The 23,226-nt window shown below is 61.4% G+C and carries 23 protein-coding genes; 16 read left to right on the forward strand and 7 right to left on the reverse strand.

Annotated features, from left to right (window positions below; translation table 11 throughout):
• Positions 1-200: 200 nt before the first annotated feature.
• Positions 201-1,094 (forward strand): 3-keto-5-aminohexanoate cleavage protein, encoded by an 894-nt coding sequence (locus tag J2857_RS19920; protein ID WP_210011849.1) that lies wholly within the window; start codon positions 201-203, stop codon positions 1,092-1,094.
• 9 nt (positions 1,095-1,103) lie between these two features.
• Positions 1,104-2,147 (forward strand): hypothetical protein, encoded by a 1,044-nt coding sequence (locus tag J2857_RS19925; RefSeq protein WP_348635697.1) that lies wholly within the window; start codon positions 1,104-1,106, stop codon positions 2,145-2,147.
• 48 nt (positions 2,148-2,195) lie between these two features.
• On the opposite strand, the gene J2857_RS19930 is transcribed toward J2857_RS19925, so the two are convergent.
• Together J2857_RS19930 and J2857_RS19935 are read right to left on the reverse strand one after the other, a co-directional pair.
• The gene (locus J2857_RS19930; RefSeq protein ID WP_210011850.1) at positions 2,196-3,200 is read right to left on the reverse strand and encodes an NAD(P)H-quinone oxidoreductase; all 1,005 of its coding nucleotides are present in this window, start codon (positions 3,198-3,200) and stop codon (positions 2,196-2,198) included.
• Positions 3,201-3,226: 26 nt separating this feature from the next.
• Entirely contained in the window at positions 3,227-4,174 is a 948-nt protein-coding gene (locus tag J2857_RS19935; protein WP_210011851.1) for a DUF6282 family protein, read from the reverse strand.
• 119 nt (positions 4,175-4,293) lie between these two features.
• On the opposite strand from J2857_RS19935, the gene J2857_RS19940 reads away from it, so the two are divergent.
• Positions 4,294-5,076 (forward strand): helix-turn-helix domain-containing protein, encoded by a 783-nt coding sequence (locus tag J2857_RS19940; RefSeq protein ID WP_210011852.1) that lies wholly within the window; start codon positions 4,294-4,296, stop codon positions 5,074-5,076.
• Positions 5,077-5,185: 109 nt separating this feature from the next.
• Here J2857_RS19940 and J2857_RS19945 read toward each other — a convergent pair whose 3' ends face one another.
• Positions 5,186-5,860, reverse strand: coding sequence for a GntR family transcriptional regulator (locus J2857_RS19945; RefSeq protein WP_210011853.1), 675 nt, complete (start codon positions 5,858-5,860; stop codon positions 5,186-5,188).
• A 237-nt stretch (positions 5,861-6,097) separates the two neighbouring features.
• Here J2857_RS19945 and dctP point away from each other — a divergent pair, with 237 nt between their 5' ends.
• The 13 genes from dctP to J2857_RS20010 all read left to right on the forward strand — a co-directional run bounded on the left by dctP (position 6,098) and on the right by J2857_RS20010 (position 19,165).
• Positions 6,098-7,081, forward strand: a complete 984-nt coding sequence (gene dctP / locus J2857_RS19950) for a TRAP transporter substrate-binding protein DctP (RefSeq protein ID WP_210011854.1) — start codon at positions 6,098-6,100, stop codon at positions 7,079-7,081.
• A 98-nt stretch (positions 7,082-7,179) separates the two neighbouring features.
• Positions 7,180-7,698 carry a TRAP transporter small permease gene (locus J2857_RS19955; protein WP_210011855.1) on the forward strand — a complete coding sequence of 173 codons (519 nt, stop codon included), beginning with the start codon at positions 7,180-7,182 and terminating at the stop codon, positions 7,696-7,698.
• A complete protein-coding gene (locus J2857_RS19960; protein WP_210011856.1) occupies positions 7,695-8,996 on the forward strand; it encodes a TRAP transporter large permease in 1,302 nt (433 codons plus the stop codon). Before J2857_RS19955 ends, J2857_RS19960 begins: the two co-directional genes overlap by 4 nt.
• A gap of 4 nt (positions 8,997-9,000) precedes the next feature.
• Positions 9,001-9,441, forward strand: coding sequence for a type II 3-dehydroquinate dehydratase (locus tag J2857_RS19965; RefSeq protein WP_210011857.1), 441 nt, complete (start codon positions 9,001-9,003; stop codon positions 9,439-9,441).
• A 475-nt stretch (positions 9,442-9,916) separates the two neighbouring features.
• Positions 9,917-11,086 carry an ABC transporter substrate-binding protein gene (locus J2857_RS19970; RefSeq protein ID WP_210011858.1) on the forward strand — a complete coding sequence of 390 codons (1,170 nt, stop codon included), beginning with the start codon at positions 9,917-9,919 and terminating at the stop codon, positions 11,084-11,086.
• A 226-nt stretch (positions 11,087-11,312) separates the two neighbouring features.
• Positions 11,313-11,795 (forward strand): transcription elongation factor GreA, encoded by a 483-nt coding sequence (gene greA, locus J2857_RS19975; RefSeq protein ID WP_210011859.1) that lies wholly within the window; start codon positions 11,313-11,315, stop codon positions 11,793-11,795.
• Positions 11,796-11,920: 125 nt separating this feature from the next.
• A complete protein-coding gene (locus tag J2857_RS19980) occupies positions 11,921-12,853 on the forward strand; it encodes an MYG1 family protein (protein ID WP_210011860.1) in 933 nt (310 codons plus the stop codon).
• Between the two features lie 78 nt (positions 12,854-12,931).
• On the forward strand, positions 12,932-14,155 hold the full coding sequence (locus tag J2857_RS19985; RefSeq protein WP_210011861.1) for a LysR family transcriptional regulator: 1,224 nt from the start codon (positions 12,932-12,934) through the stop codon (positions 14,153-14,155).
• Between the two features lie 295 nt (positions 14,156-14,450).
• The gene (locus J2857_RS19990; RefSeq protein ID WP_210011862.1) at positions 14,451-15,629 is read left to right on the forward strand and encodes an ABC transporter substrate-binding protein; all 1,179 of its coding nucleotides are present in this window, start codon (positions 14,451-14,453) and stop codon (positions 15,627-15,629) included.
• Between the two features lie 179 nt (positions 15,630-15,808).
• Positions 15,809-16,666: a branched-chain amino acid ABC transporter permease gene (locus J2857_RS19995; protein WP_210011863.1), complete on the forward strand. Its 858-nt coding sequence runs from the start codon at positions 15,809-15,811 to the stop codon at positions 16,664-16,666.
• A complete protein-coding gene (locus tag J2857_RS20000; protein WP_210011864.1) occupies positions 16,663-17,700 on the forward strand; it encodes a branched-chain amino acid ABC transporter permease in 1,038 nt (345 codons plus the stop codon). The genes J2857_RS19995 and J2857_RS20000 overlap by 4 nt, the downstream gene beginning before the upstream one ends.
• The gene (locus J2857_RS20005; protein ID WP_210011865.1) at positions 17,700-18,449 is read left to right on the forward strand and encodes an ABC transporter ATP-binding protein; all 750 of its coding nucleotides are present in this window, start codon (positions 17,700-17,702) and stop codon (positions 18,447-18,449) included. Before J2857_RS20000 ends, J2857_RS20005 begins: the two co-directional genes overlap by 1 nt.
• Positions 18,446-19,165, forward strand: a complete 720-nt coding sequence (locus J2857_RS20010) for an ABC transporter ATP-binding protein (protein ID WP_210011866.1) — start codon at positions 18,446-18,448, stop codon at positions 19,163-19,165. Before J2857_RS20005 ends, J2857_RS20010 begins: the two co-directional genes overlap by 4 nt.
• Here the strand turns inward: J2857_RS20010 and J2857_RS20015 are convergent, their stop codons facing one another.
• The 4 genes from J2857_RS20015 to J2857_RS20030 form a co-directional block, all read right to left on the reverse strand.
• Positions 19,166-20,050: an AraC family transcriptional regulator gene (locus tag J2857_RS20015; protein WP_210011867.1), complete on the reverse strand. Its 885-nt coding sequence runs from the start codon at positions 20,048-20,050 to the stop codon at positions 19,166-19,168.
• Positions 20,051-20,184: 134 nt separating this feature from the next.
• On the reverse strand, positions 20,185-20,937 hold the full coding sequence (locus J2857_RS20020; RefSeq protein WP_210011868.1) for an ABC transporter ATP-binding protein: 753 nt from the start codon (positions 20,935-20,937) through the stop codon (positions 20,185-20,187).
• Positions 20,931-22,001: a FecCD family ABC transporter permease gene (locus J2857_RS20025; protein WP_210011869.1), complete on the reverse strand. Its 1,071-nt coding sequence runs from the start codon at positions 21,999-22,001 to the stop codon at positions 20,931-20,933. Before J2857_RS20025 ends, J2857_RS20020 begins: the two co-directional genes overlap by 7 nt.
• A gap of 6 nt (positions 22,002-22,007) precedes the next feature.
• Entirely contained in the window at positions 22,008-23,144 is a 1,137-nt protein-coding gene (locus tag J2857_RS20030) for an ABC transporter substrate-binding protein (protein WP_210011870.1), read from the reverse strand.
• Positions 23,145-23,226: the final 82 nt, after the last annotated feature.

Here is a 23,226-nt window from a genome sequence, read left to right on the forward strand (position 1 = left end):
ATCCCTAGCCATTTCATTGCCAGGAGCGAAGGCAATTGCGGTCTCGTTTCTCCCTGCGAAACATTCCCCACCCGGCTGGCATTTCTTCTCGCGAAACGGGCGGCGATAATGATTGTGATCCGCAGCTTCGGGTGCGAGCCAGTATCTCAGGACAGTGCGACTTCATTCGCGCGTGACGCTCAACGAGGAACACAGAAGCCTTGGCCAATCCAACCATCATAAGCTGCGCCGTCACAGGCAATATCACGACAGTCGATCAGACGCCCTATCTGCCGGTCACTCCGGAGCAGATCGCTGCTGCCTGCATCGATGCTGCACGGGCAGGCGCCGCGATCGTTCATATCCATGTGAGGCATCCGGACGGCAGGCCAAGCATGGAGTTGCAGCACTATCGCGAGGTTGTCGAGCGCCTGCGGGCAGCTGACGAGGACGTGATCATCAACCTCACGACCGGGCCGGGCGGGCGTTTCGTCCCCAGCGAAGACGAACCACGCATCGCGGCGCCCGGGACCACGCTGATGCGGCCGGAGCAGCGGGTCGAACATGTCGCTTCCTTGCGGCCCGAGATCTGCAGTCTCGATTTCAACACGATGTATTCCGGCTCTTCGGTCGTCATCAATACGCCCCGCAATCTCGCGGCCATGGCGGACATCATCCGGAATGCGGGTGTACTGCCGGAGATCGAGGTATTCGATACGGGAGACATCCAGCTCGCCAATCAGTTCCTTCAGGAGGGCAGGCTGGCGGAGCCCGCGCTGTTTCAGATCGTCCTCGGAGTGCGTTACGGGGCAATCGCCACGCCGGAAACGCTCATGTACATGAAGTCGCTTCTGCCGGCGGGCGCTCATTGGGCGGCCTTTGGCGTAGGGCGCTGGGAGTTTCCGATGCTGGCGCAGGCCTGGCTTCTTGGCGGCCACGTTCGGGTCGGCCTGGAGGACAACATCTATCTGGAAAAAGGCGTCCTTGCCACGAGCAACACCGTGCTCGTGGAGAAGGCGGTGCGCATTTTAAGAGCGCTGGGAGGCACCATCGCGACCGCCGGCGAGGCGCGGGAGATTCTGGGGCTCAGGAAGCAGCTTCCGAAGCCGCGCTAGATCCTGTCGGTGGTGCATGTCGCTCGGCCGGTTTCCCGGGAACGCGCGGCTCAGCCCTGCCTCAAGACAATCCGGTTCCCTGGCGCAAGCCAGGCGATTTCGACGACGGCCAACAATTCTGGCAGAAAAGCGGAGATGCCAATGTACGTTCAAAGTGATCCACGATCCAATCTGTCCAATGCTGCAAAACCTAACGGCACGAAGGTGCACGACAGCTATTTCGGCTCGCAGCTTGCCCTATTCTACGAAACCGTGCCCCAGATCGCCGACGCCAACGGCGACACGTGGATCAGTCGTGGACAGAACTTCGTCGTCGCATACAGCAACGCCAAAGAAGGCGGCCTCTTCTCACGGCGGTCGCAGCCCGACGAATATGCCTTGATAATTCCCGACAAGGAGACTTCGGTCGAAATCACGACCGCAGAGGGAACCGCCGTTGTTCCGGGATATTCCATCGCTTTCGTGCCGCCGGGCGATAGCTCTATCCGGGTATCGACGGGCGGCAGCATCGTGCGCCTTTTTACACCGAAGTCCGAGGACCTCGCTAGCATCGCCTCGAACGCGGATGCCTTCCTTGGGGCGCATCCCAATGTCCCCCCCTTCGAAGCCTGGCCGGAGCCGCCCGGCGGGCTGAAGTTGAAGTGGTACACGCTGGAGGTTCCGGACGATCCGTCCCGGTTCGGGCGGATCTACCGTTGCACGACATTCATGATCAACTACCTGTCGCCGCGCATCGGGCCTCGCGAGCGGGACAAGGTGTCCCCGCACCATCACGACGATTTCGAGCAATGCTCGCTGGCGTTAAGCGGTTCCTTTACGCACCATCTGCGCTGGCCCTGGACCACGAACATGAACATCTGGCGGGAGGACGAGCATCTCTACTGCGAATCGCCGTCAATCTGCGTTATCCCGCCGCCCTCGATCCACACGACAACCGCTGAATCGGCCGGCGTAAATCAACTGGTGGACATCTTCGCGCCGCCGCGGATGGATTTTTCGCAAAAGCCGGGCTGGGTCCTCAATGCAGACGATTACCCGATGCCGCAGGTCTGACGACCGATCGGCTCGCCGTCGGCCCCGGATCTCAGGTGTCGGCGGCGGTTATGGAACGGTGTGGGCAAGCGCCGGGTCGACGGCAAGGACAACTTTGCCGATCTGGCGGTTTTCGTCCAGGATGCGATGAGCCTCCCGCACTTGCCCGAACGGGACGACCTGATGGATGCGGGTGACAATGCGGCCATCCTCGAGCAGCGGCCAAACGTGATCGACCAGGTCTTTTGCAAGCCGCCCCTTGTAGGAGGGTGGCCTTGGTCTCAGCGTCGATCCGGCAATCGTCAGTCGTCGGCGAACCAGTGTGCGGATGTTCACCTGCGCCATGCTGCCTTGATGGCTGGCGATGAAGACCAGCCGGCCGTCGTCCTTCAGGAGGTCTATCTGGCGCTGCGTCTGATCTCCGGCTTGCCCGTCCAGGATGACATCGACCCCTTCGCCGCCGGTCAGGTCGCGGATGTGTTCATCCCAGGCATCGCGATAGTCGACCGCGGCTTGCGCGCCAACGATCCTGCAGACCGCTCGCTTCTTGGCGGTGCCGGCGGTCGCAAAGACGGTTGCGCCTCGAAGCCGCGTGGCGATCTGGATGCCGGCCATTCCGACCCCGCTGGTGCCGCCCTGGATCAACAGGGTCTCCCCATATTCCAGCCGCGCCAGCCAGATCAGGTTGTTCCAGGCCGTGAAGAAGACTTCCGGAAGCGAAGCAGCCTCGATAAAGCTCAGGCCTTTCGGGATCGGCATGCATTGCACGGCCGGCGCCACGCAGAACTCAGCGTAACCGCCGCCGTTGACGAGGGCGCAGACCAGGTCTCCTGCCCGAAGCCCCTCAACGCCTTCACCGGCGTCATCGATGACCCCGGCAACGTCGAGACCTGGAATTTCGGATGCGCCTGGCGGCGGTGGATAGAGACCGCGCCGCTGCTGGACATCCGGCCGATTGACCCCGGCTGCGACGACACGGATCAGCACTTCTCCGGCCTGCGGCCGCGGCCGCGGGCGTTCAACGATCCGCAGAACTTCAGGCCCGCCCGGACGTTCGATCTCGATGACTTGCATGTGGCTGGGTCAGCGGAATGGAGTGGTCATGTCGGCAATCCCACCAGCTTGGCTGGATTGTCTGCAACCATGGTCCGCACCTCCGTTTCGTTGAAACCCAGTGCCAGGCAGAGCTTGATGGCCTGGCGCATGCCTTCCACCGGTGTGGGATTGTCGACCTGCCCGAGATCCGAGCCGATCGAGGAATGCGCGACGCCTGCGGCAAGGATGTGTTCCTTGAATTCCTCCGGCGTATAGGTGTTGAAGCGGGAATCGACATACAGGCCGGCGGACTGTTCGATGAGGGCGCCCAACTGAGCCAGTTCGCGAACGTCGTCGGGGGTGAAATGGAGGCCGTACATCGGATGGTTGACGAGCAGGCGCTTGACACCCCGGGCACGCGCTTCATCGAAGAGCTTCCAGATTTCCCAGACATGCAGATGTCCTGAGGACAGGATGGCATCGAATTCCGCGATCATATCGAGAATCTGCTTCACCTCGTCCAAAATGTTCCCATAGGCATCGAGAGGTGTCAGCGCCGGCGAATGTCTAAGCTGGACATTTGAAGCAAGCCGCGTCTTGCGGTGTGCGCTGCGGATGTGATTGGCTGCCTGTGCGGTTGGCATCCAGATCAGCTTTGCGCCCATTTTCAGCTGGGCGTCGACGACGAACGGGTTCAATCCGCCAGTCGAATTGTTGAGCACGAGGCCGCTGAACATCGACAGGCCGCGGTCTCCGAACAGCCTCTCCATCATCGGGATCACTGGCGCGACCGAATAATGATGGTCCTTGAACAGAAGCCCGCGCATGCCCGCCGCCGCCGCCTCTTCGGCGGCCTCCATGTGGTCGAGCTGCCGGGGCATCGTCGAAGGACCGGAGTGAACGTGAAGATCAACCGCGCCACGCAGCAAAGTGCTGGCCAGCTCATCGTCAATACCGGCGATAAGCCTTCTGACTTCCTGTCTATTGCGGTTCACATCGTCTGCCGAAGCCATGGCAATCTCCTACTTACGTCTTGAACCTCCCTAAAGCTTGACTCCAGATCGCGACAACTTATCATCCCCGGCATTTCGCTAGTCGAAACAGCCATCTAGATTCTACGGGAGGAGGATCCATGGGCATTCGAGCAATCGAACGCGCGATGAATGTTCTGCAAGAGCTGAACCTTCACCCAATCAATACAATTGCCCAACTGCATGCCCGGACAAAGCTTCCGAAACCTACTCTCGTGCGCATCCTCCGCACGCTGGAGGAAGCCGGATATGTGGAAAACGATACACGCCAAGGCGGCTATCAGGTCAGCGGACTGGTGACGTCCTTGAGTTCAGGCTTTCACAAGGGGCCGCTGGTCGTGGAAGCAGGGCGCGCCTGGGCCATCGCAATGACCCGCAAACACAAATGGCCGATAGCGATTGCCCTGCCGGACTACGACGGGATGGTGGTGCGCTTCAGCACGGTGCCGGACAGCTTTATTTCGCCGTTTCACAGCACGGTCAACAAGCGTCTCAGTCTGCTGACGCGCGGACTGGGCTTGGCTTACCTGGCCTTCCTCGACAAGGATGAATTCGACCTGATCATCGACGTGCTGAAGAGATCGGATGATCCGGAGAACGCGCTCAGTCATCATCCGGCCGAACTGAAGCGGGTTGTCAACAAGGTCCATCGAGACGGCTATGCCACCCGGTCGTCTCTCGTGGAGCCAAAGAACTCCAATACCATCGGCGTTCCCATCATCGGCCAGGGCGGGCGGGTCCTTGCGAGCATAGGGCTCACCTACTTCACCTCGGCCTTCAGTTCGGAGCGGGAGGCTTGCGAACGCTACGCACCGATCCTGCAGTCGGCAGCGGCTGCGATCTCGGAAGATCTGGACCGCCTATCCAACAGTTTTGCCATCTGATCCGTCACGGTCGTCTGCCGGCCCCAGATCATCGATTGTTGGGCCTCGGGGAAGTCGTCTCGTCTCGGCCGAACGCCTCACCAGGATCTGATGCCGATTTGCGGCCAAATCACCGGATACGGCCACTTTTCAAGACGTGTTCGGTGCCGTTGCGGACATGCCGCGTCAGTATGTCCCGCGCCCCTGCGACATCCCGTTTCATGGCAAGCTCGAATAGTCGCCGGTGGTCGTCCACCACCGGCTTGCCGCGAAAACTTTCGGCCAGCAGATGGTAGCGCAGGAAGCGGTCGAAGACGGATGAGAGCGTCGCCATCAGCGTCTCGGAATTGCAAGCCGACACGAGAGCCTGATGAAATTCCCAATCGTAACGTACCCAGTCGACCGTGCGTGAGGCATCGCCTTCGAGAAGCTGACGCTCGATCGCCGAAAGCTTGTGATGCGCCGCGACGATCCGCGCTTCCCAATCGAGATCTCCTGCTGCGAAGGAGAGATCGATCGCATGGCTTTCGAGCAAGATACGAAGATCCGCCAGTTCCAGGAGTTCCTGCCGGGACGCCGGGCTCACCTCGAATCCACGCTGCCCTTCGGCGATAACGAGGTTCTCTGTGGTGAGCCGGCTCAATATTTCCCTGAGCGTCGAGACGCTGACGGAATAACGCTCCTTGGTCTGCTCGAGCCTGATTTTGGAACCAGGGGGCAGTGCGCCGGAAATGATATCCTGGCGTATCCGCCGAAACACGGTCTCGCCGATCGTCTCTGCTGCCTCTTTTTCTGATTTCAGCATGTTCCCCCCTTTGGGATTCTCGTATATAGCTGATGGAATAGAAAATACAGGGTAGAATTCCGGTAACATGATGTTTTTGGTCTTCTGTATGAAAGCGGGAGAAGTCAGACAAAGACAGAATTGACTTATACGAACTATTTCGTACAATACAAAGATAGGGCATTCTCGGGAGGAATGCCGCACAAGGGAGGCTTCGTCGCAGGTAGGCGGCGCGCCGTGAGGAGGAGGAACCAGCCCATGACATTCGATTTGACTCGCCGACACTTTCTCGGCGCCACATTGGCAACTGCCGCCCTGTCCGTGCCTGCGCTGGCACAGGACAAGCCGGTCCTGAAATTTTCCGCGGTATTTTCCGAGCAGGATATCCGCGCCCAGATGACCAAGATGTTCGCCGAGGCTATCGCCGGCTCGTACAAGCTGGAGCCTTATTACGGCGGCAACCTCTTCAAACAGGGCACCGAACTCGTCGCCATCCAGCGCGGCAATCTGCAGATGGGCAATATCGCTCCGCAGGATATTTCCAACCAGATCCCGGAATGGTCGGTGCTCACTTCGGCCTATCTGTTCCGCGATGCGCAGCATGTGACCAAGTTCTTCCAGAGCGAGGTCGGCGCCGAATTCAAGAAGATGGCCGACGAAAAACTCGGCGTTCATATTCTCGGTCCCACCTATTTCGGCGCCCGGCAGATCGGTTTGAAGCCGAACAAGAAGATCACCACGCCCGCAGACATGGCCGGCATCAAGCTGCGCATGCCGGGTGGCGACGCATGGCAGTTCCTCGGCGCTTCGTTGGGAGCCAATCCCACGCCGATGGCCTATGCGGAAGTCTATACCGGACTGCAGACCGGCGCGATCGACGGCCAGGACAATCCGCTGCCGAACGTCAAGAACATGAAGTTCTATGAAGTCATGTCGCAGATCGTCATGACCTCGCACCTCATCGGCTACGACCTGCTCACCATTTCCAGCAAGATCTGGAAGGGCATGAGCGCCGATCAGCAGAAGGCGTTCCAGGCCGCTGCCGACAAGGCCATGAAGTGGAGCGAGGACCAGCATCTCGCGCAGGAGAAAACGCTGGTCGACGAATTCAAGAAAGCCGGCCTCAATATTTACGAGCCGGACATCGCCGCCTTCCGCAAATTTGCGCAGGAGAAGTACCTGGCGTCCGATCTTGCCAAGTCCTGGCCAAAGGGCGTCCTCGAAAAGGTCGCAGCCATCTGAAATGACCCGCCTATACGGGCGGGCTCCTTGCAAATGCGGCGGCAGGCCGGAGCGGTGAAACGCCCGGCCTGGTGGCTGAGCCTCCGGGGGAGGGGTATATGAATTCGAAACTTATCGCTGCCGGCGGCTGGCTGCGGCGCCGCGCCGAAAATCTCCTGGCGCTGATGCTGCTCGGGATGTTTGTCGCCTTCGTCCTGCAGATCGTCTTCCGCTACCTCCTGAACCTGTCGGTCGGCTGGACCAACGAGATCAGCGTCGTGCTGTGGATCTGGATCGTGCTCTTCGGCGCCGCCTTCGTGGTGCGGGAGGTGGAAGAAATCCGCTTCGACTTCTTCTGGGCCGGCGCCGGCGACAAGGCGCGGCGGGTGATGCAGACCATCTGCGCCATCGCGCTCGTCGTCCTGTTCGGCATCTCCCTGCCGGCGGTGATCGACTATGTGACCTTCATGAAGGTGGAAAGTACCGCCTATCTGAAAATCCGCTTCGACTACCTCTATTCCATCTACATCGTCTTCGCGGTCGCGATGATCGTGCGTTATATCTGGCTCGGCGTGCTCGCGGTTCGCGGCAGGGCGCCTGAAGCCTTTGATCCCACCAAGGCGGGCTCGGGCGTATGAACCTCACAAGTCCGTTTTCGATCGCGCTCGTCATCATCACGGCGCTCGCCTTCCTCGGCCTGCCGATCGGCCTTTCCATGATGTGCGGCTCGATCCTCTACCTGCTCCTCGCCGGGGCGGACATGGGCACGGTGGCCGAGCAGTTCCTGAACGGCATGTATTCGAACTACCTCATCCTTTCGGTGCCGCTGTTCGTGCTGGCCGCGGAATTCATGAATATTGGTTCGATGACCGAACGGCTGCTGGCGTTCTGCAACGTGCTGGTCGGCCGCTTCCGTGGCGGACTGGCGCAGGTCAACGTGGTGCAAAGCATCATCTTTGCCGGCATGTCCGGCTCGGCGATCGCCGATGCCGCCGGCAGCGGCCGGATGATGCAGAACATGATGACGCGGGACGGGCGCTATACGCCAAGCTATGCCGCGGCGTTGACGGCCGTCACGTCCGTCATCGGCCCGATCATCCCGCCCTCGATCCCGATGGTCATCTATGCGCTCGTGTCGGATGCCTCGATCGGCTACCTCTTCCTCGCAGGTATGGTGCCTGGCCTGCTGATGGCCGGCCTGCAGATGATGCAGGTGGCGATCACCGCGCGGCGCAAGAATTTCCCCGTCGAAGATCCGGTGCCGCTGCGGGATATTCCCCGCATCACCTGGCGGGCCTTCCCGGCTTTGATGATGCCGGTCGTGCTGCTCGGCTGCATCTATTCGGGCATTACGACCCCGACCGAAGCCGCCGCGCTCGCCGCCGCCTATGCGCTGGTCATCTCGCTGGTCATCTACCGGAGCATCAGCTTCGGAGCCTTCTACGATTCGCTGTTGCTCAGCGCCAAGTCGACGGCGTCGATCGGCATGTTGATCGCCGGTTCTCTGGTCTTCAACTATGTCGTGACGATCGAAAATATCCCGGACACGCTCCGGGTGCTGTTGACCGGCTGGGACCTGACGCCGACCGGTTTTCTCATCCTCGTCAACGTCCTGCTGCTTCTGCTCGGCTGCGTACTGGAAGGCACGGCGATCCTCCTGATCATCGTGCCGGTCTTCATTCCGACCGCCCAGGCGCTCGGCATCGACATGGTGCATTTCGGGGTCGTGGTGGTCGTCAACATCATGCTCGGTCTCGTCACGCCGCCTTACGGGCTGCTGCTCTTCATCATGACGAACATTTCCGGCGTGCCGGTGAAGGACATCATCAAGGACGCGGCGCCCTTCATTTTCTGGATGGTGGTTAGCCTGGTCATCATCACTTTCGTGCCGGACGTCGTCCTGTGGCTTCCGCGCCTAATGGGTTATCAGGGGTGAACCGATGAAACCGATCTATATTCTCAACGGCCCGAACCTCAATCGGCTCGGCAAGCGGGAGCCGGAAATCTACGGTACCACGACGCTCGCGGAAGTGGAGGCGTGGTGCCGTGAGGCGGCGGGCGAACGTCCGGTCGAGTTCCGCCAGACCAACAGCGAGGAAAAGCTGATCGACTGGGTGCATGAGGCGATCGACGAGGGTGCCGGGATCATCATCAACCCTGCCGCCTTCACCTTCACGTCACTGGCGCTTCTTGATGCGTTGAAGATGTTCAAGGGGCCGATCATCGAGTTTCACATCAGCAACATCCATCGCCGTGAACCGATCTATCACAACTCCTATGTCTCCATGACGGCGACAACGGTAATGGCCGGCCTTGGAGCTACAGGTTATCCGCTGGCGGTGAAGGCCCTGGAACGCCTGATCGAAGAGCAGAGACGATAACCAGGCCGAGCGGCTCGCGTTCGGGTAAATAACGCTTTCGGCCCAAAGGCTAATATTGACAGGCAATGTATACAGATTTATTGCTTGTTTAACGGCGTTGAGGGGGAGCAACAGGCCGGCGGTTTTCCTGACTGAGCAGGGCAGGCCTTTTCTATCCCGGTTTTTCTTGCGGTTTCGATACCTGGGCCGAAGTTAGCGGTATCCGGGAGTGGTTTTTGACAAAACGCGACGCAAGAGGTGGGCCTGTATACACGGATTTGCGAAATCCAGGCCGAGCTCTCGGGAAACGTCTGGCCACGTTCAGCGGTTAACGAAGGCGGGAAAATAGTCGGACGCCAAACTGCCGCGCCCGTTGACTGTTGATCGCGATGTCCCCGATATATCCCGACAGGGCGTGATGGGCCGGACGCCGCAAGGAGGACGCGGTCTGTCACCAGGAGCTTTGAGAACAGTTCGTCTTAGAGGAGGAAAGAGAATGATTAGCAGAAGAACATTGATGGCTGCGGCAGGGTTCGCCATGGGCGGCCTCGTTGCCATTCCGGCGTCCGCGCAGGAAACGGTCAAGATCGGCCTTATCCTGCCGATGACCGGCCCATTCGCGTCCACCGGCCGTCAGGTCGAGGCGGGTGTCAAGGCCTATATGGCGCTGAACGGCGACACCGTCGCCGGCAAGAAGATCGAAGTCGTGCTGCGCGACGACGGCGGTGTCGCCGACCAGACACGCCGCATCGCCCAGGAACTCGTCGTCAATGACGGCGCCAAGATGCTGATGGGCTTCGGCTTGACGCCGCTTGCCATGTCGGTTGCGCCGGTTCTCAACCAGGCGAAGATCCCGGCGATCATCACCTCGGCAACGACCTCGGCGATCATGCCGCAGTCGCAGTATTACGTCCGCACCTCGATGGGCGGCCCGCAGTCCGCCGTTCCGGTGGCTACCTGGGCGGTGCAGAACAACCTGAAAAAGGTCGTGACGCTGGTTTCCGATTACGGTCCGGGGATCGACATCGAGCAGGGTTTCACCAACCAGTTCAAGAAAGACGGCGGTACGATCGTCGAGGCGATCCGCGTTCCGTTGGCCAACCCGGATTTCGCTCCCTTCCTGCAGCGCGTCCGTGACGCCAAGCCTGACGCGGTCTTCGCCTTCGTGCCGGCCGGCATCGGTGCGCAGTTCATGAAGCAGTATGTCGACCGTGGCCTGGCCGACGCCGGCATCAAGCTGATTGCAACCGGCGACGTCACCGACGACGACCTGCTGAACGGCATGGGCCCGGTCGCCAAGGGCGTCATTACCGGCCATTTCTATTCGGCCCTGCACGACAGCCCGGAAAACAAGGCTTTCGTCGCCCAGGTGAAAAAGGCTGCCAACAACATGCGCCCGAACTTCATGTCGGTCGGCGGCTATGACGCCATGACACTCGCCTACATGGCGCTGAAGAAGACCAATGGCGATACCGATGGCACCAAGCTCATCGAAGCCATGAAGGGTGCCACTTGGGTGAGCCCGCGCGGCCCGATCACCATCGATCCGACCACCCGCGATATCGTCCAGGACATCTACATGCGCGAAGTCAAGGAAGTGAACGGCGAACTCTACAACGTCGAATTCGCGACCTTCCCGAAGATCAAGGACCCGAACGCCAAGTAAGGCGGGATGGAACTTTCGACATGTGAATGGCGGACCTCGGTCCGCCATTTATTGTTTCGGGTCTGTTTGTGGCCCGATACCGGCATGGCTCGTCTGGCGGAGATTAATCGTTGATGCCGAGGAGATTGGCGGTTCCTCCGTTGTTGTCGTATGCATGGGTCCGAAAAACGGGCGAGCCAGGCGCTCCATGCACCGCAAGGGCGTTCGCACCAGACGGAGTTTAAGATTGAGCGTTGCCTTCACCAAGGAAGAGAGTTCCGAAACCGCTGCGGAAACCCTGCTGCCTGATCGTCCGATTTCGCCTCATCCGAACCTGGTGACGGAAGCGGGATTGATGGCTTTGGAATTGCAGCTCCGACAGGCGCGCGCCGCCTATGAGGCCGCAAGTGCGATCGAGGATGTCAATGAAAGGCGGCGGCAGCAGGCAAGTCCCATGCGCGATGCGCGCTATTTTGCAGCAAGGGTTCACACCGCCCAGCTCGTTCCCGACCCGACGTCGTTCGAGAATGTCGCTTTCGGCAGCACGGTGACCTTCAGCCGCGACGATGGGCGCGTCCAGACCTATCGGATCGTCGGAGAAGATGAAGCGGATCCCAAGGCCGGATCGATTTCCTTTGCCTCGCCCGTCGCAAGGCTGCTGATGGGCAAGGCTGTCGGGGATGTGGTGAACGTCGGGGAGCAGGAGCTGGAGATTCTCGCAATCTCCTGAAGTGTTCGCTTGACGGTCGAATACGCGTCCAAATCACAGAATGACGGGTTGAGCCGGCGTCCGGCAATGGCTATCAGGTGCTGACTGCAAACCGACCTTCCGCGAACCACAAGGCGCATTCCGGCATGACCCCAGATTTTCTCGTCACCCATTCGGGTGGCTTCCATGCCGACGAACTGTTGTCGAGCGTCGTGCTGACCCGGCTCTTCCCGAGGGCTCGGATCGTTCGCAGCCGGGCGCCGGAATGGATCACGCCCGGTACTGATCGCATCATATATGACGTCGGCGGCGGCTATGACGCTGCGGCGCAGGTCTTCGATCACCACCAGCGCGGTGCGCCGCTGCGCGACGATGGCCAGCCCTATAGTTCGTTCGGATTGGTCTGGAAGCACTATGGCCGTGATTACCTTGCCGCCCTGGGCCTTCCTGAGGCTCATGTCGGGACTTTGCATGCCTCTTTCGATTCAAGCTTCGTGCTTCCGGTCGATCTGATGGACAATGGCGTGCTCAGCCCTTCGATCGCGGGACCGCTGGCCGGCCTCACTCTGCCAGCTCTCCTGGAAACCCTGAAACCGGTGTTCGACGAAAAAGACCCGGAAGCGGAAAACCGCGGCTTCCACGCGGCACTTGCCATTGCTCGCAGTTTCGTCGAGGCGAGGATCGCTCAGAGCGCCGCAAAACTGCGGGCCGAGGCGCTTGTGCACCAGGCGATCGTGGATGCGGGCGAAGGGCGCATTCTGGAACTTCCTGTGGGGATGCCGTTCCGCCCGGCGATCATCAAGGCAGGCGCCGACCATCTGTTGTTCGTCGTTCATCCGCGTGACAAGGACTGGTGCCTAACCACCATCCGCCGCGCGGATGAAGGTTTTGAAGTGCGCGCCGATCTGCCGGCGGCCTGGGCTGGTCTGACCGACCGTGATCTCGAGGCGGCCTGCGGCGTCGAGGGCGCCAGCTTCTGCCATAATGGCCGGTTCGTCGCCGCCGCCAGGACCCGCGACGCCGCTTTCGCCATGGCGGAGCTTGCGGTTAGGGAAGCCATCGCCAACGGGACCAGGTAAGGGCGGCGGCCGAGGAGGCGTGGTCGAGGGCCGGGCTTCGGCTTTCGGTGTAAAACAGATGTGCTAGAAGATCCCATCATGAGTTCTTCGCAGCCCGCATCGGTATCCACGATCCTGCATCACAGCCTCAGGCACCTGAGGGCGTTCCTCGCGGTCGTCGATACCGGCTCGGTGACCAAGGCGGCCGAGCTCTGCTTCGTCTCCCAGCCGGCGGTCACTCAGGCGCTTTCGAAGATCGAAAAGACCGCGGGCCTGCCGCTGTTCTCCCGCACGCCGCAGCGGATCTTTGCCAATGGCGCCGGCGAGATCCTGGCGCTGCGCATCAAGCGGGCCTTCGGATACCTTGATCCCGCCTTGTCGGAATTGTCGCCGCGACTGCGGGTAACGGCGACGACCGCACAGCTCAAATCGCTGATCGCTGTTCGCGAAACCGAGAATTTCACGCTGGCGGCAGGCCGCCTGGGCCTTAGCCAGCCGGCGGTCTACCGCGCCGTCGGCCAGCTCGAAGAGGAGGCGGCGCGACCGCTGTTCGAGCGGACTTCCTACGGTATTGTCGCGACCCGCGCGGCCCATGCGCTCGCTCAGGCGGCAAGGCTCGCCTTCATCGAGTTGGAACAGGCGGACGCGGATCTTGCGGAACTGACGGCCGCCGAGATCGGCCAGATCGTCATCGGTGCCACCCCGCTTGCCAAATCCTACGTGCTGCCGAAGGCGATCACCAGTTTCCGCAAGATTCGCCCGAACCTGCCGATCCAGATCCAGGAGGGTCCTTATCCCGATCTGCTGGGTGCGCTTCGCCGCGGCGAGGTGGATTTCATGCTCGGCGCGCTTCGTGTGCCGGCGCCGATCGGCGATGTGGAGCAGAAAGTACTGTTCCACGACACGGTGGTCATGGTTTCGGGGCAGGCGCATCCGCTGGCCGGTCGTGAGGAGCTGACTGTCGAGGACCTCGCTGCGTTCCCCTGGGTCGTCAACCAGAGCGGCACGCCGATGCGCCGGTATTTCGACAGCGTCTTTACCGGTTCGGCAAGCGGCCCGCCGAGGAGCATCGTCGAGACCGGCTCGCTGATCCTGATGCGAGAACTCCTGGATTCCAGCGATCACCTCGGCTGCACTTCCCGTCTCCAGGCGGAAGCGGAGATCGCCAGGGGCCTGATGCGGGCGCTGCCCTTCGACCTCAGCCACACGTCGCGGCCGATCGGGGTGACGACGAGACATGACTGGCTGCCGACAGCCGCACAACAGGCGTTCCTGGAGCTTCTGCCCACCTGGTCCGAGCGCCCGGCCGATCGGCCACTATAACCATAACTTATGAGTCCGGCAGATGAACTGATTGAGCGTGGAGACGCGGCCGGGCTAAGGTGCGAATGTGCCGGGCAAGTGGAGAGATTGGCGCTGGGGCGGGGTTCGCGGTGTCGCGATCCATGGAGGTTAACGAAAAGTTGAAAATGGTGGGACGTCGAAGCATCTCGACCCGTTGACTGACGTATCGGCAGTCAACGATATAGGCTACCGGTCGTGACAGGCCCGGGCTGAAGTCCGGATCCAGTCCGGCAAGGCCCCTATAAGAAAATTCCGCACTCGGAGGAGGAAATACATGCTGAACAGAAGAATGCTCATTGCAGCGGCAGGCGTGGCGCTCGGCTGCCTTGCTGCCATACCCGCAGCCGCCCAGGAAACCATCAGGATCGGCCTCATCCTGCCGATGACCGGTCCGTTCGCGTCGACCGGCCGCCAGGTATCGGCCGGCGCCAAGACCTTCATGGCGATGAAGGGCGACACTGTCGCCGGCAAGAAGATCGAGCTCGTCATCCGCGATGACGCCGGCACTGCCGACCAGACCCGCCGCATTGCCCAGGAACTGGTCGTCAACGACGGCGCCAAGGTGCTGGCCGGCTTCGGCCTGACGCCGCTCGCCATGGCGGTCGCCCCGGTCGCGACCCAGGCGAAGATCCCGTCGGTGGTCATGGCTGCCGGCACGGCTTCGATCACCAAGGCGTCGGAATACATCACCCGCACTTCGGGCACCCTGCCGCAGTATTCGCTGCCGGTCGGCACCTGGGCCGCCGCCAACAAGATCAAGAAGGTCGTGACGCTGGTTTCCGACTACGGTCCGGGCATTGATGCCGAGAAGTGGTTCACCAAGGAATTCAAGGCCAAGGGCGGCGAGATTGTCGAAGCCGTCCGCGTGCCGCTCGCAAACCCCGACTTCGCACCCTTCCTGCAGCGCGTCCGTGACGCCAAGCCCGATGCGGTTTTCGTCTTCCTGCCGTCGGGCGCCGGTTCGCTGTTCATGAAGCAGTTCGCCGACCGTGGCCTCGCCGACGCCGGCATCAAGCTGATCGCGACGGGCGACGTGACCGACGACGATATCCTGAACTCGATGGGCAAGCCGGCCATCGGCACCATCACCGGGCATTTTTATGCGACCGCGCATGACAGCCCGGAAAACAAGGCCTATGTCACGGCCTTCAAGAAGGCCAATGCCGACATGCGCCCGAACTTCATGTCGGTCGGCGGTTACGACGGTATGGCGCTGATCTACGCGGCGCTTGAGAAGACCAAGGGCGACGTTACTGGCCCGGCCTTCATGGCAGCCGTCAAGGGCCTCTCCTGGACGAGCCCGCGCGGTCCCGTCTCGATCGATCCGGAGACCCGCGACATCATCCAGAACATCTACATGCGCGAGGTCAAGGACGTGAACGGCGAGCTGCAGAACGTCGAGTTCCAGACGTTCAAGGATCTCAAGGATCCGGAAAAGGCCGACGCCAAGTAAGGCCCGCTTTACAAGCAGGCGGCGGGAGGCTGCTTCCGCCGCATCGTGCGAAAAATATCCTGGCATCCCTGTGCTTGACCGCGGTCTCCCGAGTGGGAATGTTAGGATCTGTTGATCGGTAAACGAGCGCGCGGCCGCGGGCGGAAAATCGCCGGCGGTCGCTCTCAAAGAAGAGCCAAATGCTGACAATCCTGTTCGACGGCATCGCCTATGGCATGCTGCTTTTCATTCTGGCCTGCGGGCTGACGGTAACGCTTGGTCTGATGAACTTCATCAACCTGGCGCATGGCGCCTTTGCCATGGCCGGCGGTTACGTGACCGTGGTGATGATGAACCGCTACGGCATCTCTTTCTACTGGTGTCTGCCGGCGGCCTTCATCGTTTCGGCGCTGATCGGCCTCGTGCTGGAGCGGACGCTCTACCAATGGCTCTACCAGGCGAGCCACCTGGACCAGGTGCTTTTCTCGATCGGCATCGTCTTCATGGCGATCGCCGCCACCGACTATTTCATGGGCGGCCAGCAGCAGCTGATCAACCTGCCGCCGGAACTGTCCGGCCGCATGGACGTATTCGGCGTGGGTATCGGCCGCTACCGGCTCTTCACCATCATCATCTGTGCGGTGCTCGCGGTCGCGCTGCAGCTCATCCTGTCGAAGACGCGTTTCGGCAGCCGGCTGCGGGCAGCGGTCGATGATCGGCGTGTCGCCATGGGGCTCGGCATCAACGTGCCGCTCGTTTTTGCGTTGACCTTCGCCTTCGGTTCGGGCCTTGCCGGCCTCGGCGGGGCGATGGGTGCGGAAATCCTCGGGCTCGATCCGAACTTCCCGTTGAAATTCATGATCTACTTCCTCATCGTCGTTTCCGTCGGCGGCACGTCAACCGTCTCCGGCCCCTTCCTCGCCGCCCTGCTGCTCGGCATTGCCGACGTAGCCGGCAAATATTACGTGCCGGCGATCGGTCCCTTCGTCATCTACGCGCTGATGATCGTCATGCTCATCGTGCGGCCGAACGGCCTGTTCTCAAGGGGTGGCCGATGAGCGTTCTTCCGCAGGAAACAACCGTGTCCGCAAGTTCCTCCACCGCCGCAGCGGAAACCCGTGCTGCGAAGCTGATGAAACGCCGGAGCCGCATCCGTTTCTACGAGATCATCGTCTGGATCGCCGCGATAGCTGCTTACTTCCTGCTGCCGTCGAAGATGCTGATCCTCACCGAGATCGCCATCCTGGCGCTTTTTGCCGTGTCCCTCGATCTGGTGCTCGGATTTGCCGGCATCGTCTCGCTCGGCCATACCGCTTTCTTCGGCCTCGGCGCCTATGTGGCGGGCCTGATGGCGCTGCATTTCATCGCCGAGCCGGTGACGGGTCTGATTGTCGCGGGCATCACCTCCGGCGTGCTCGGGCTGCTCACCAGCTTCCTCATCCTGCGCGGCTCCGACCTTACCCGGCTGATGACCACGCTCGGCATCGGCCTGATGATGGCCGAAGTCGCCAACCAGATGGCCTGGCTGACCGGCGGTGCCGACGGCCTTTCCGGCTTCTCGCCCGGCCCGATCCTCGGCATGTTCGAATTCGACCTGTTCGGCAAGGTCGGTTATCTCTATTGCGTCGGCGTGCTCTTCATCGGCACGATGATCATGCGCCGCATCGCCTTTTCGCCCTTCGGTCTGTCTCTGAAGGCGATCAAGGGCAACCCGATGCGCTCGGCCATGGTCGCCGTGCCTGGCCGCAAGCGCATCGTCACCGCATATACGATCGCGGCGGTCTTTGCCGGCATGGCGGGGGCGCTGCTCACCCAGACGACGGCCTTCGTTTCCCCCGACGTCCTCGCCTTCCACCGTTCGGCCGATGTTCTGCTGGTGCTCGTCATCGGTGGTACCGGTTATCTCTACGGCGGCATCTTCGGCGCCATCCTGTTCACCCTGGTGAAGGATTGGCTGTCGGTGATCACGCCGCAATACTGGATGTTCTATATCGGCCTGCTGCTCGTCATCCTGGTGCTGATCGGCCGTGATCGGCTGTCGCGCTGGGTCGAATACCTGCCTGAGCGCTTCTCGAAGAAGGAGGACCGCTGATGAGCGAGATCGTTCTCGAAACCCGTAACCTGGTCCGCCGCTTCGGTGCCTTCCTCGCCACCAACGACGTCAGCCTGAAGGTGGAGCGCGGCGCCCGCCACGCCCTGATCGGCCCGAACGGGGCCGGCAAGACGACGCTGATCAACCTGCTCACCGGTGTGCTGCCGCCGTCGGAAGGCCAGGTCTTCCTGGAAGGCGAGGACATCACCTCGATGGCCTCGTTCCGGCGCGTCAAGCGCGGGCTCACCCGCACCTTCCAGATCAACCAGCTGTTCAACGAGTTCACGCCGCTCGAAACCGTAGCGCTGGCGATCGCCGAGCGTGAAGGGGTCGGCCATAATCTGTGGCGATCGATCGCCGGTTACGGCAAGGTGATCGACGAGGCGGCAGCCCTTCTGGCGCGCTTCGGCCTCTCCTCCGTGATGGGTGAGCGCACCGTGATCCTGCCTTATGGCAAGCAGCGCCTGCTCGAAATCGCGCTCGCTTTCGCCTCCAAGCCACGAGTTCTGCTGCTCGACGAACCGGCCGCCGGCGTGCCGGAGGACGAGCGGCACGAGGTGCTGCAGATCGTCGCCGACCTTCCGGCCGACGTCACCGTGCTTTTGATCGAGCACGACATGGATCTGGTCTTCTCGTTTGCCAACCGGATCTCGGTTCTGGTGGCGGGCGCCGTCTTCGTCGAAGGAACGGTTGCGGAAATCTCCACCGATCCGCGCGTCAAGGCCGTCTATCTCGGAGAAAATGCATGAGCGCCCCGGTTCTGGTCACCGAAAAGCTGGTCGCGGGTTATGGCGAGGCAAGCGTTCTCGCCGGCATCAGCCTGAAGATCGAGGAAGGCCGTACGCTGGCGCTGCTCGGCCGCAACGGCACGGGCAAGACGACCTTCGTCAACACGCTCGCCGGTGTCACCACGTATCATTCGGGCTCGATCCTCCTGATGGGACGCGACGTGACGAAGCTTCGCGCCGACCGCCGCGCCGCGGCCGGTATCGGCTGGGTGCCGCAGGAGCGCAATATCTTCAAGTCGCTGACCGTCGAAGAGAACATGACCGCGATCGCGCGTCCCGGTGTCTGGACGCTGGAACGGGTCTATGCGATGTTCCCACGCCTCAAAGAGCGCCGCAAGAACCTCGGCAACCAGCTCTCCGGCGGCGAACAGCAGATGCTGGCGGTCGGTCGGGCGCTGATGGTCAATCCGAAACTGCTTCTCCTCGATGAGCCCACCGAGGGGCTCGCGCCGATCATCGTCGATGAACTGCTCGCGGCGATCCAGCGGATCACGCAAGGAGAGGGCATGTCGGCCATCATCATCGAGCAGAAGGCCCGCAAGGTCCTGCCGCTCTCCGACGACGCCGTCATTCTCGATCGCGGCGCGATCGTCTACCAGGGCACCAGCGCCGATCTGCTCGCCAACGACGATATCCTCGGCAAGCACCTGACCGTGGAAAAGGGTACACCGCACTAGTCATTTCAACGGCAGGAACAGCTCCGCGACCGTCTCATGCTCCGATACCTCGGGGAAGAACGCGAGGCGTTGGCAGTAAAGAGGGAAATCCCTCGGCTCTTCGCCGCTGGCCGGCAGCCACTCGCGATAGAGGTAGAGAGCAGCTGGCTCCAGATTGTCGGTATTGCCGACGACGCGCAGAACCGCGCAGCGCCCGCCGGGGATAAGACCCGCCGCTACCCCTTCGTCATTCGGTCCTATCGAGAAATCGACGCCCGCACACAGGTCCATCCGATATTCGGCCGGCGATGCGGGCCGCCGCTCCGAACGGAAGACGTTGAAGATCGGGCTGGTCTTTGGGGATGATAGGCCCCTGGCCTTTCGCCAGGCGATGAACCGCTGGATGGTATCACCAATCGTCGCGGGGTCGCCCCGGTGCTCCATGATCGCCACCGGCGTCGAGGGCACATCGCGGATCGTCACATCGTCATGGCTATAAGTCTTCTGCATGAGCTTGCTCCTAGCGTTGTCAAGAGGCCCGAAGGCTGCAAGCCACGGCTCCCATTCGGGAGATTTTCGGAACGACGAAGGCGATTGTCCGAACCGTTGCCGAAAGGCGCGGGCGAAAGCATCCGGTGCGTCGTAACCGGCATCCATCGCTATGTCCGTGACACTTTCGGCGTCTCTGTAGGCCAACCGATATGAAGCGCGCTTCATGCGGGAGAGCTGGACATAGCGATGCACGGACAATCCGAAGGTCGCCGTGAACTGCCGATGGAAATGGTATTTCGAGAACGCCGCAACGCCACTCAACGCTTCCAGGTCCAGATTGCTGTCAAGGTGCCGGTCTATGTGGTCCAGCACCCGCTGCATTCGGGCATGGTAGTTTTCAAGTGCCGCCTTCATCGTCTCTTCTCCGTGGCGACACCAGCTAGGCCCTTTCGAATATGTCGCGCTCGACCGATCTTGCGATTTTGGCATGGATCGGCAGGTGCCTGCCAGCGACGGCTTTCAGGCAAGCCCGAGAGATTCAGCGATTCCTAGTGTGCCGTCCCGTCGACGATCACGTGGTCGTGGTCCATAGAACATTTCTCGATGCGCGCGTGGATCTTATAGACGTCCCGCAGCATCTCGACCGTCACGACCTCGCGCGCGTTGCCGCAGGCGCGCATGCGGCCGTTAACGATCACCAGGACCTTGTCGGCGAAGCGCAGTGCCTGGTTGAGGTCGTGGATGGCGATCATCACGATCATGCCTTTCGAACGCGCCCGCCGCCGCATGAAATCCAGCACTTCCACCTGGCGGTGAAGATCGAGCGCGCTGGTCGGTTCGTCCATCAGCATGATTTCCGGTTCGCGCACGAGCGCCTGGGCGATCGACACTAACTGGCGCTGGCCGCCGGAGAGCGCACCGAGATCGCGAAACGCGATGGAGGTGATGTTGAGCGCCCTCATGATTTCGTCGATGAACGAGAGGTCGTGATCGCTGACGCTCCAGGACTGGCCCTGCTTGCGAGCGAGAAGAATGGATTCGTAGACGGTCAGCACCGCATTGGCGGACGTGTCCTGCGGCATGTAGGTGATGGAGTTCTTCGTCTTCGCGCCGTCGATGACGATATTGCCGGGGCCTTTGAGCAGGCCGGTGATCCGCTTGAACAGCGTCGACTTGCCGGCGGCGTTGGGGCCGATCACGGCGATCAGTTCGCCTGCGTGCATGACCGGTGTCGTCACGTTTTCCACGAAAAGTTTACGGCCGTGATAGGCACCGACCGATTGCAGTTGCAGCGCTACCATGACCGGCTCCGGTTCGAGAGGATGAGCGAGAAGAAGAACGGCACGCCGACCAGTGCGGTGATGATGCCGATCGGAAAGACCACGCCCGGGATGATCGACTTCGAGACGATCGAGGTGACCGACAGGAGAAGCGCTCCCGACAGGATCGAGCCCGGCAGGAAGAAGCGCTGGTCCTCCCCGAGGATCATGCGGGCGATATGTGGGCCGACCAGGCCGACGAAACCGATCGTGCCGACGAAGCTGACCGGGACTGCGGCCAGAAGCGAAACGATCAGCATGGTTTCGAGCCGGATGCGCCGGACATTGACGCCGAAACTCGCGGCTTTGTCCTCGCCGAGCCGGATCGCGGTCAGCGCCCATGCGTTGCGGGCAAACAGCGGCAGCGCGATCAGCAGGACGGCAAGCGTGATGCCGATCTTCGGCCAGGTCGCCTTGGTGAGGCTGCCCATGGTCCAGAAGACGACGGCGGAAAGTGCCTGCTCAGAGGCGAGATACTGCAGAAGGGCGAGCAGCGCATTGAAGGTGAAGACCAGCGCGATGCCGAGCAGGACGACCGTCTGCACCGAGACGCCACGCATCTGCGAGATGAAATGGATGAACAGGGTGGCGATCAGCGCCATGATGAACGCATTGGCCGGCACGAGCAGGGTGGCCGCGACCGGCAGAATGGAGACGCTCGTGACGATCGCCAGCGCCGCACCGAAACTGGCGGCAGCCGAGATGCCGAGTGTGAACGGGCTTGCGAGCGGATTGGCAAGGATCGTCTGCATCTGCGCCCCGGCGACCGACAATGCGGCCCCGACCACGATCGCCATGACGGCGACCGGCATGCGGATATCCCAGACGACCGCGCGGATCTGAGCCGAGACGGAGGAGGGGTCGACCAGTGCGGCGATGACCTCGCCGAGGCCATAACGCGCCGGCCCCCAGGCGAGATCGACGGCAAATGACAGGCACAGCGCCGCCGTCATGGCGGCGAGGATCGCAAGCTTGCGGCGGGCCAGGGCGCGATAGCGCTCCCGCCCGGCTTCAGCTTCGATCGGCAATGCGGCGATCTCGGCCATATCGGTTTACTTCGCCGCCTTGGCGTCGAGCCAGTAACCCGGCTGATAAGGGACCGGCAGGAATTTCTCATGGAACTCCTTGAAGGTCGCGTCCGGATCGAGATCGGCGAACAGGTCCGGATGGAACCATTTGGCCATCTGCTGCACGGCGACGAACTGGTAGGGGCTCGTGTAGAACTGGTGCCAGATGGCATGGACATTGCCGCCCGCGACCGCCTTGGAGCCGGTGAAGGCGGCGTTCTGCATCAGAGCATTCAATGCCTTGCGGCTGTTCTCGGCGGTAGCGGCAGCCGTCGGGCCGACATTCACAAAGTCCTTGGCGTCCTTTGTCTGGCTCCAGTTCGAACCGGTTGCGACGACGACATCCGGATTGGAGGCGACGACCTGCTCGGCATTGATCGAGCCGGTATAGCCCGGCAGGAAGTCCGAACCGAGGTTGTGGCCGCCGGCCCAATCCACCATCAGGCCGAAATTGTCCGGGCCGAAGGTGCCGCAGCACTCGACCAGACCGGCCGCACGATACATGAAGACGTTCGGTTTCTTCGGGTTGGCGGCCTTGAGCTTGTCGGTCACGCGGGCCATCTGCTGCTTCCAATAGGCTGCGACGGCTGCGGCGCGATCCTCATGACCGAAGATCTGGCCGAGAACCTTGAGGCTCGGTTCGGTATTGTCGAGAATATGTTCGCGGAAGTCGATATAGACGATCTTCACGCCGATCTTGTTCAGCATCTCCTCGAGCTTCACCTCGTCGGCCGCCTTCTTGTTGCCGATTGGCAGCAGCATGACATCCGGATGCAGCTTGACGACGGTCTCGGTCTGCAGCGTGCCGTCGGTCAGGTTGCCGAGGAAAGGCAGTTCCTTGCCGTTTGGAAATTTCGCGAGATAGGTGTCGTAACCGTCCTTGTCCGTGGTCAACAGGTCGTTGCGCCAGCCGACGATCTTGGCGAAGGGATCTTCCTTTTCGATCGGAGCAACCGAATAAAGCATCCGGCCTTCACCGAGAATGACGCGCTCGACCGGCTTGTCGAACTTCACCTCACGGCCGGCGACGTCCTTGACGGTGAAGGACTGCGCCAGCACGGAAAAGGGTAGAAGGCTTGCAAGCACAGCCGTTGATGTTGCAAGCGCTTTCGCGAAACTCATCTGGAAACTCCCCCGATGTCTGATAATGTCCGCATGCATATGAAATAGGACTTTTGGAATCAAGTTTTATGTTTTAGAGCTT

Origin of the sequence: Neorhizobium galegae, assembly GCF_017877055.1 — a bacterium.
Lineage (GTDB): Bacteria > Pseudomonadota > Alphaproteobacteria > Rhizobiales > Rhizobiaceae > Neorhizobium > Neorhizobium galegae_D.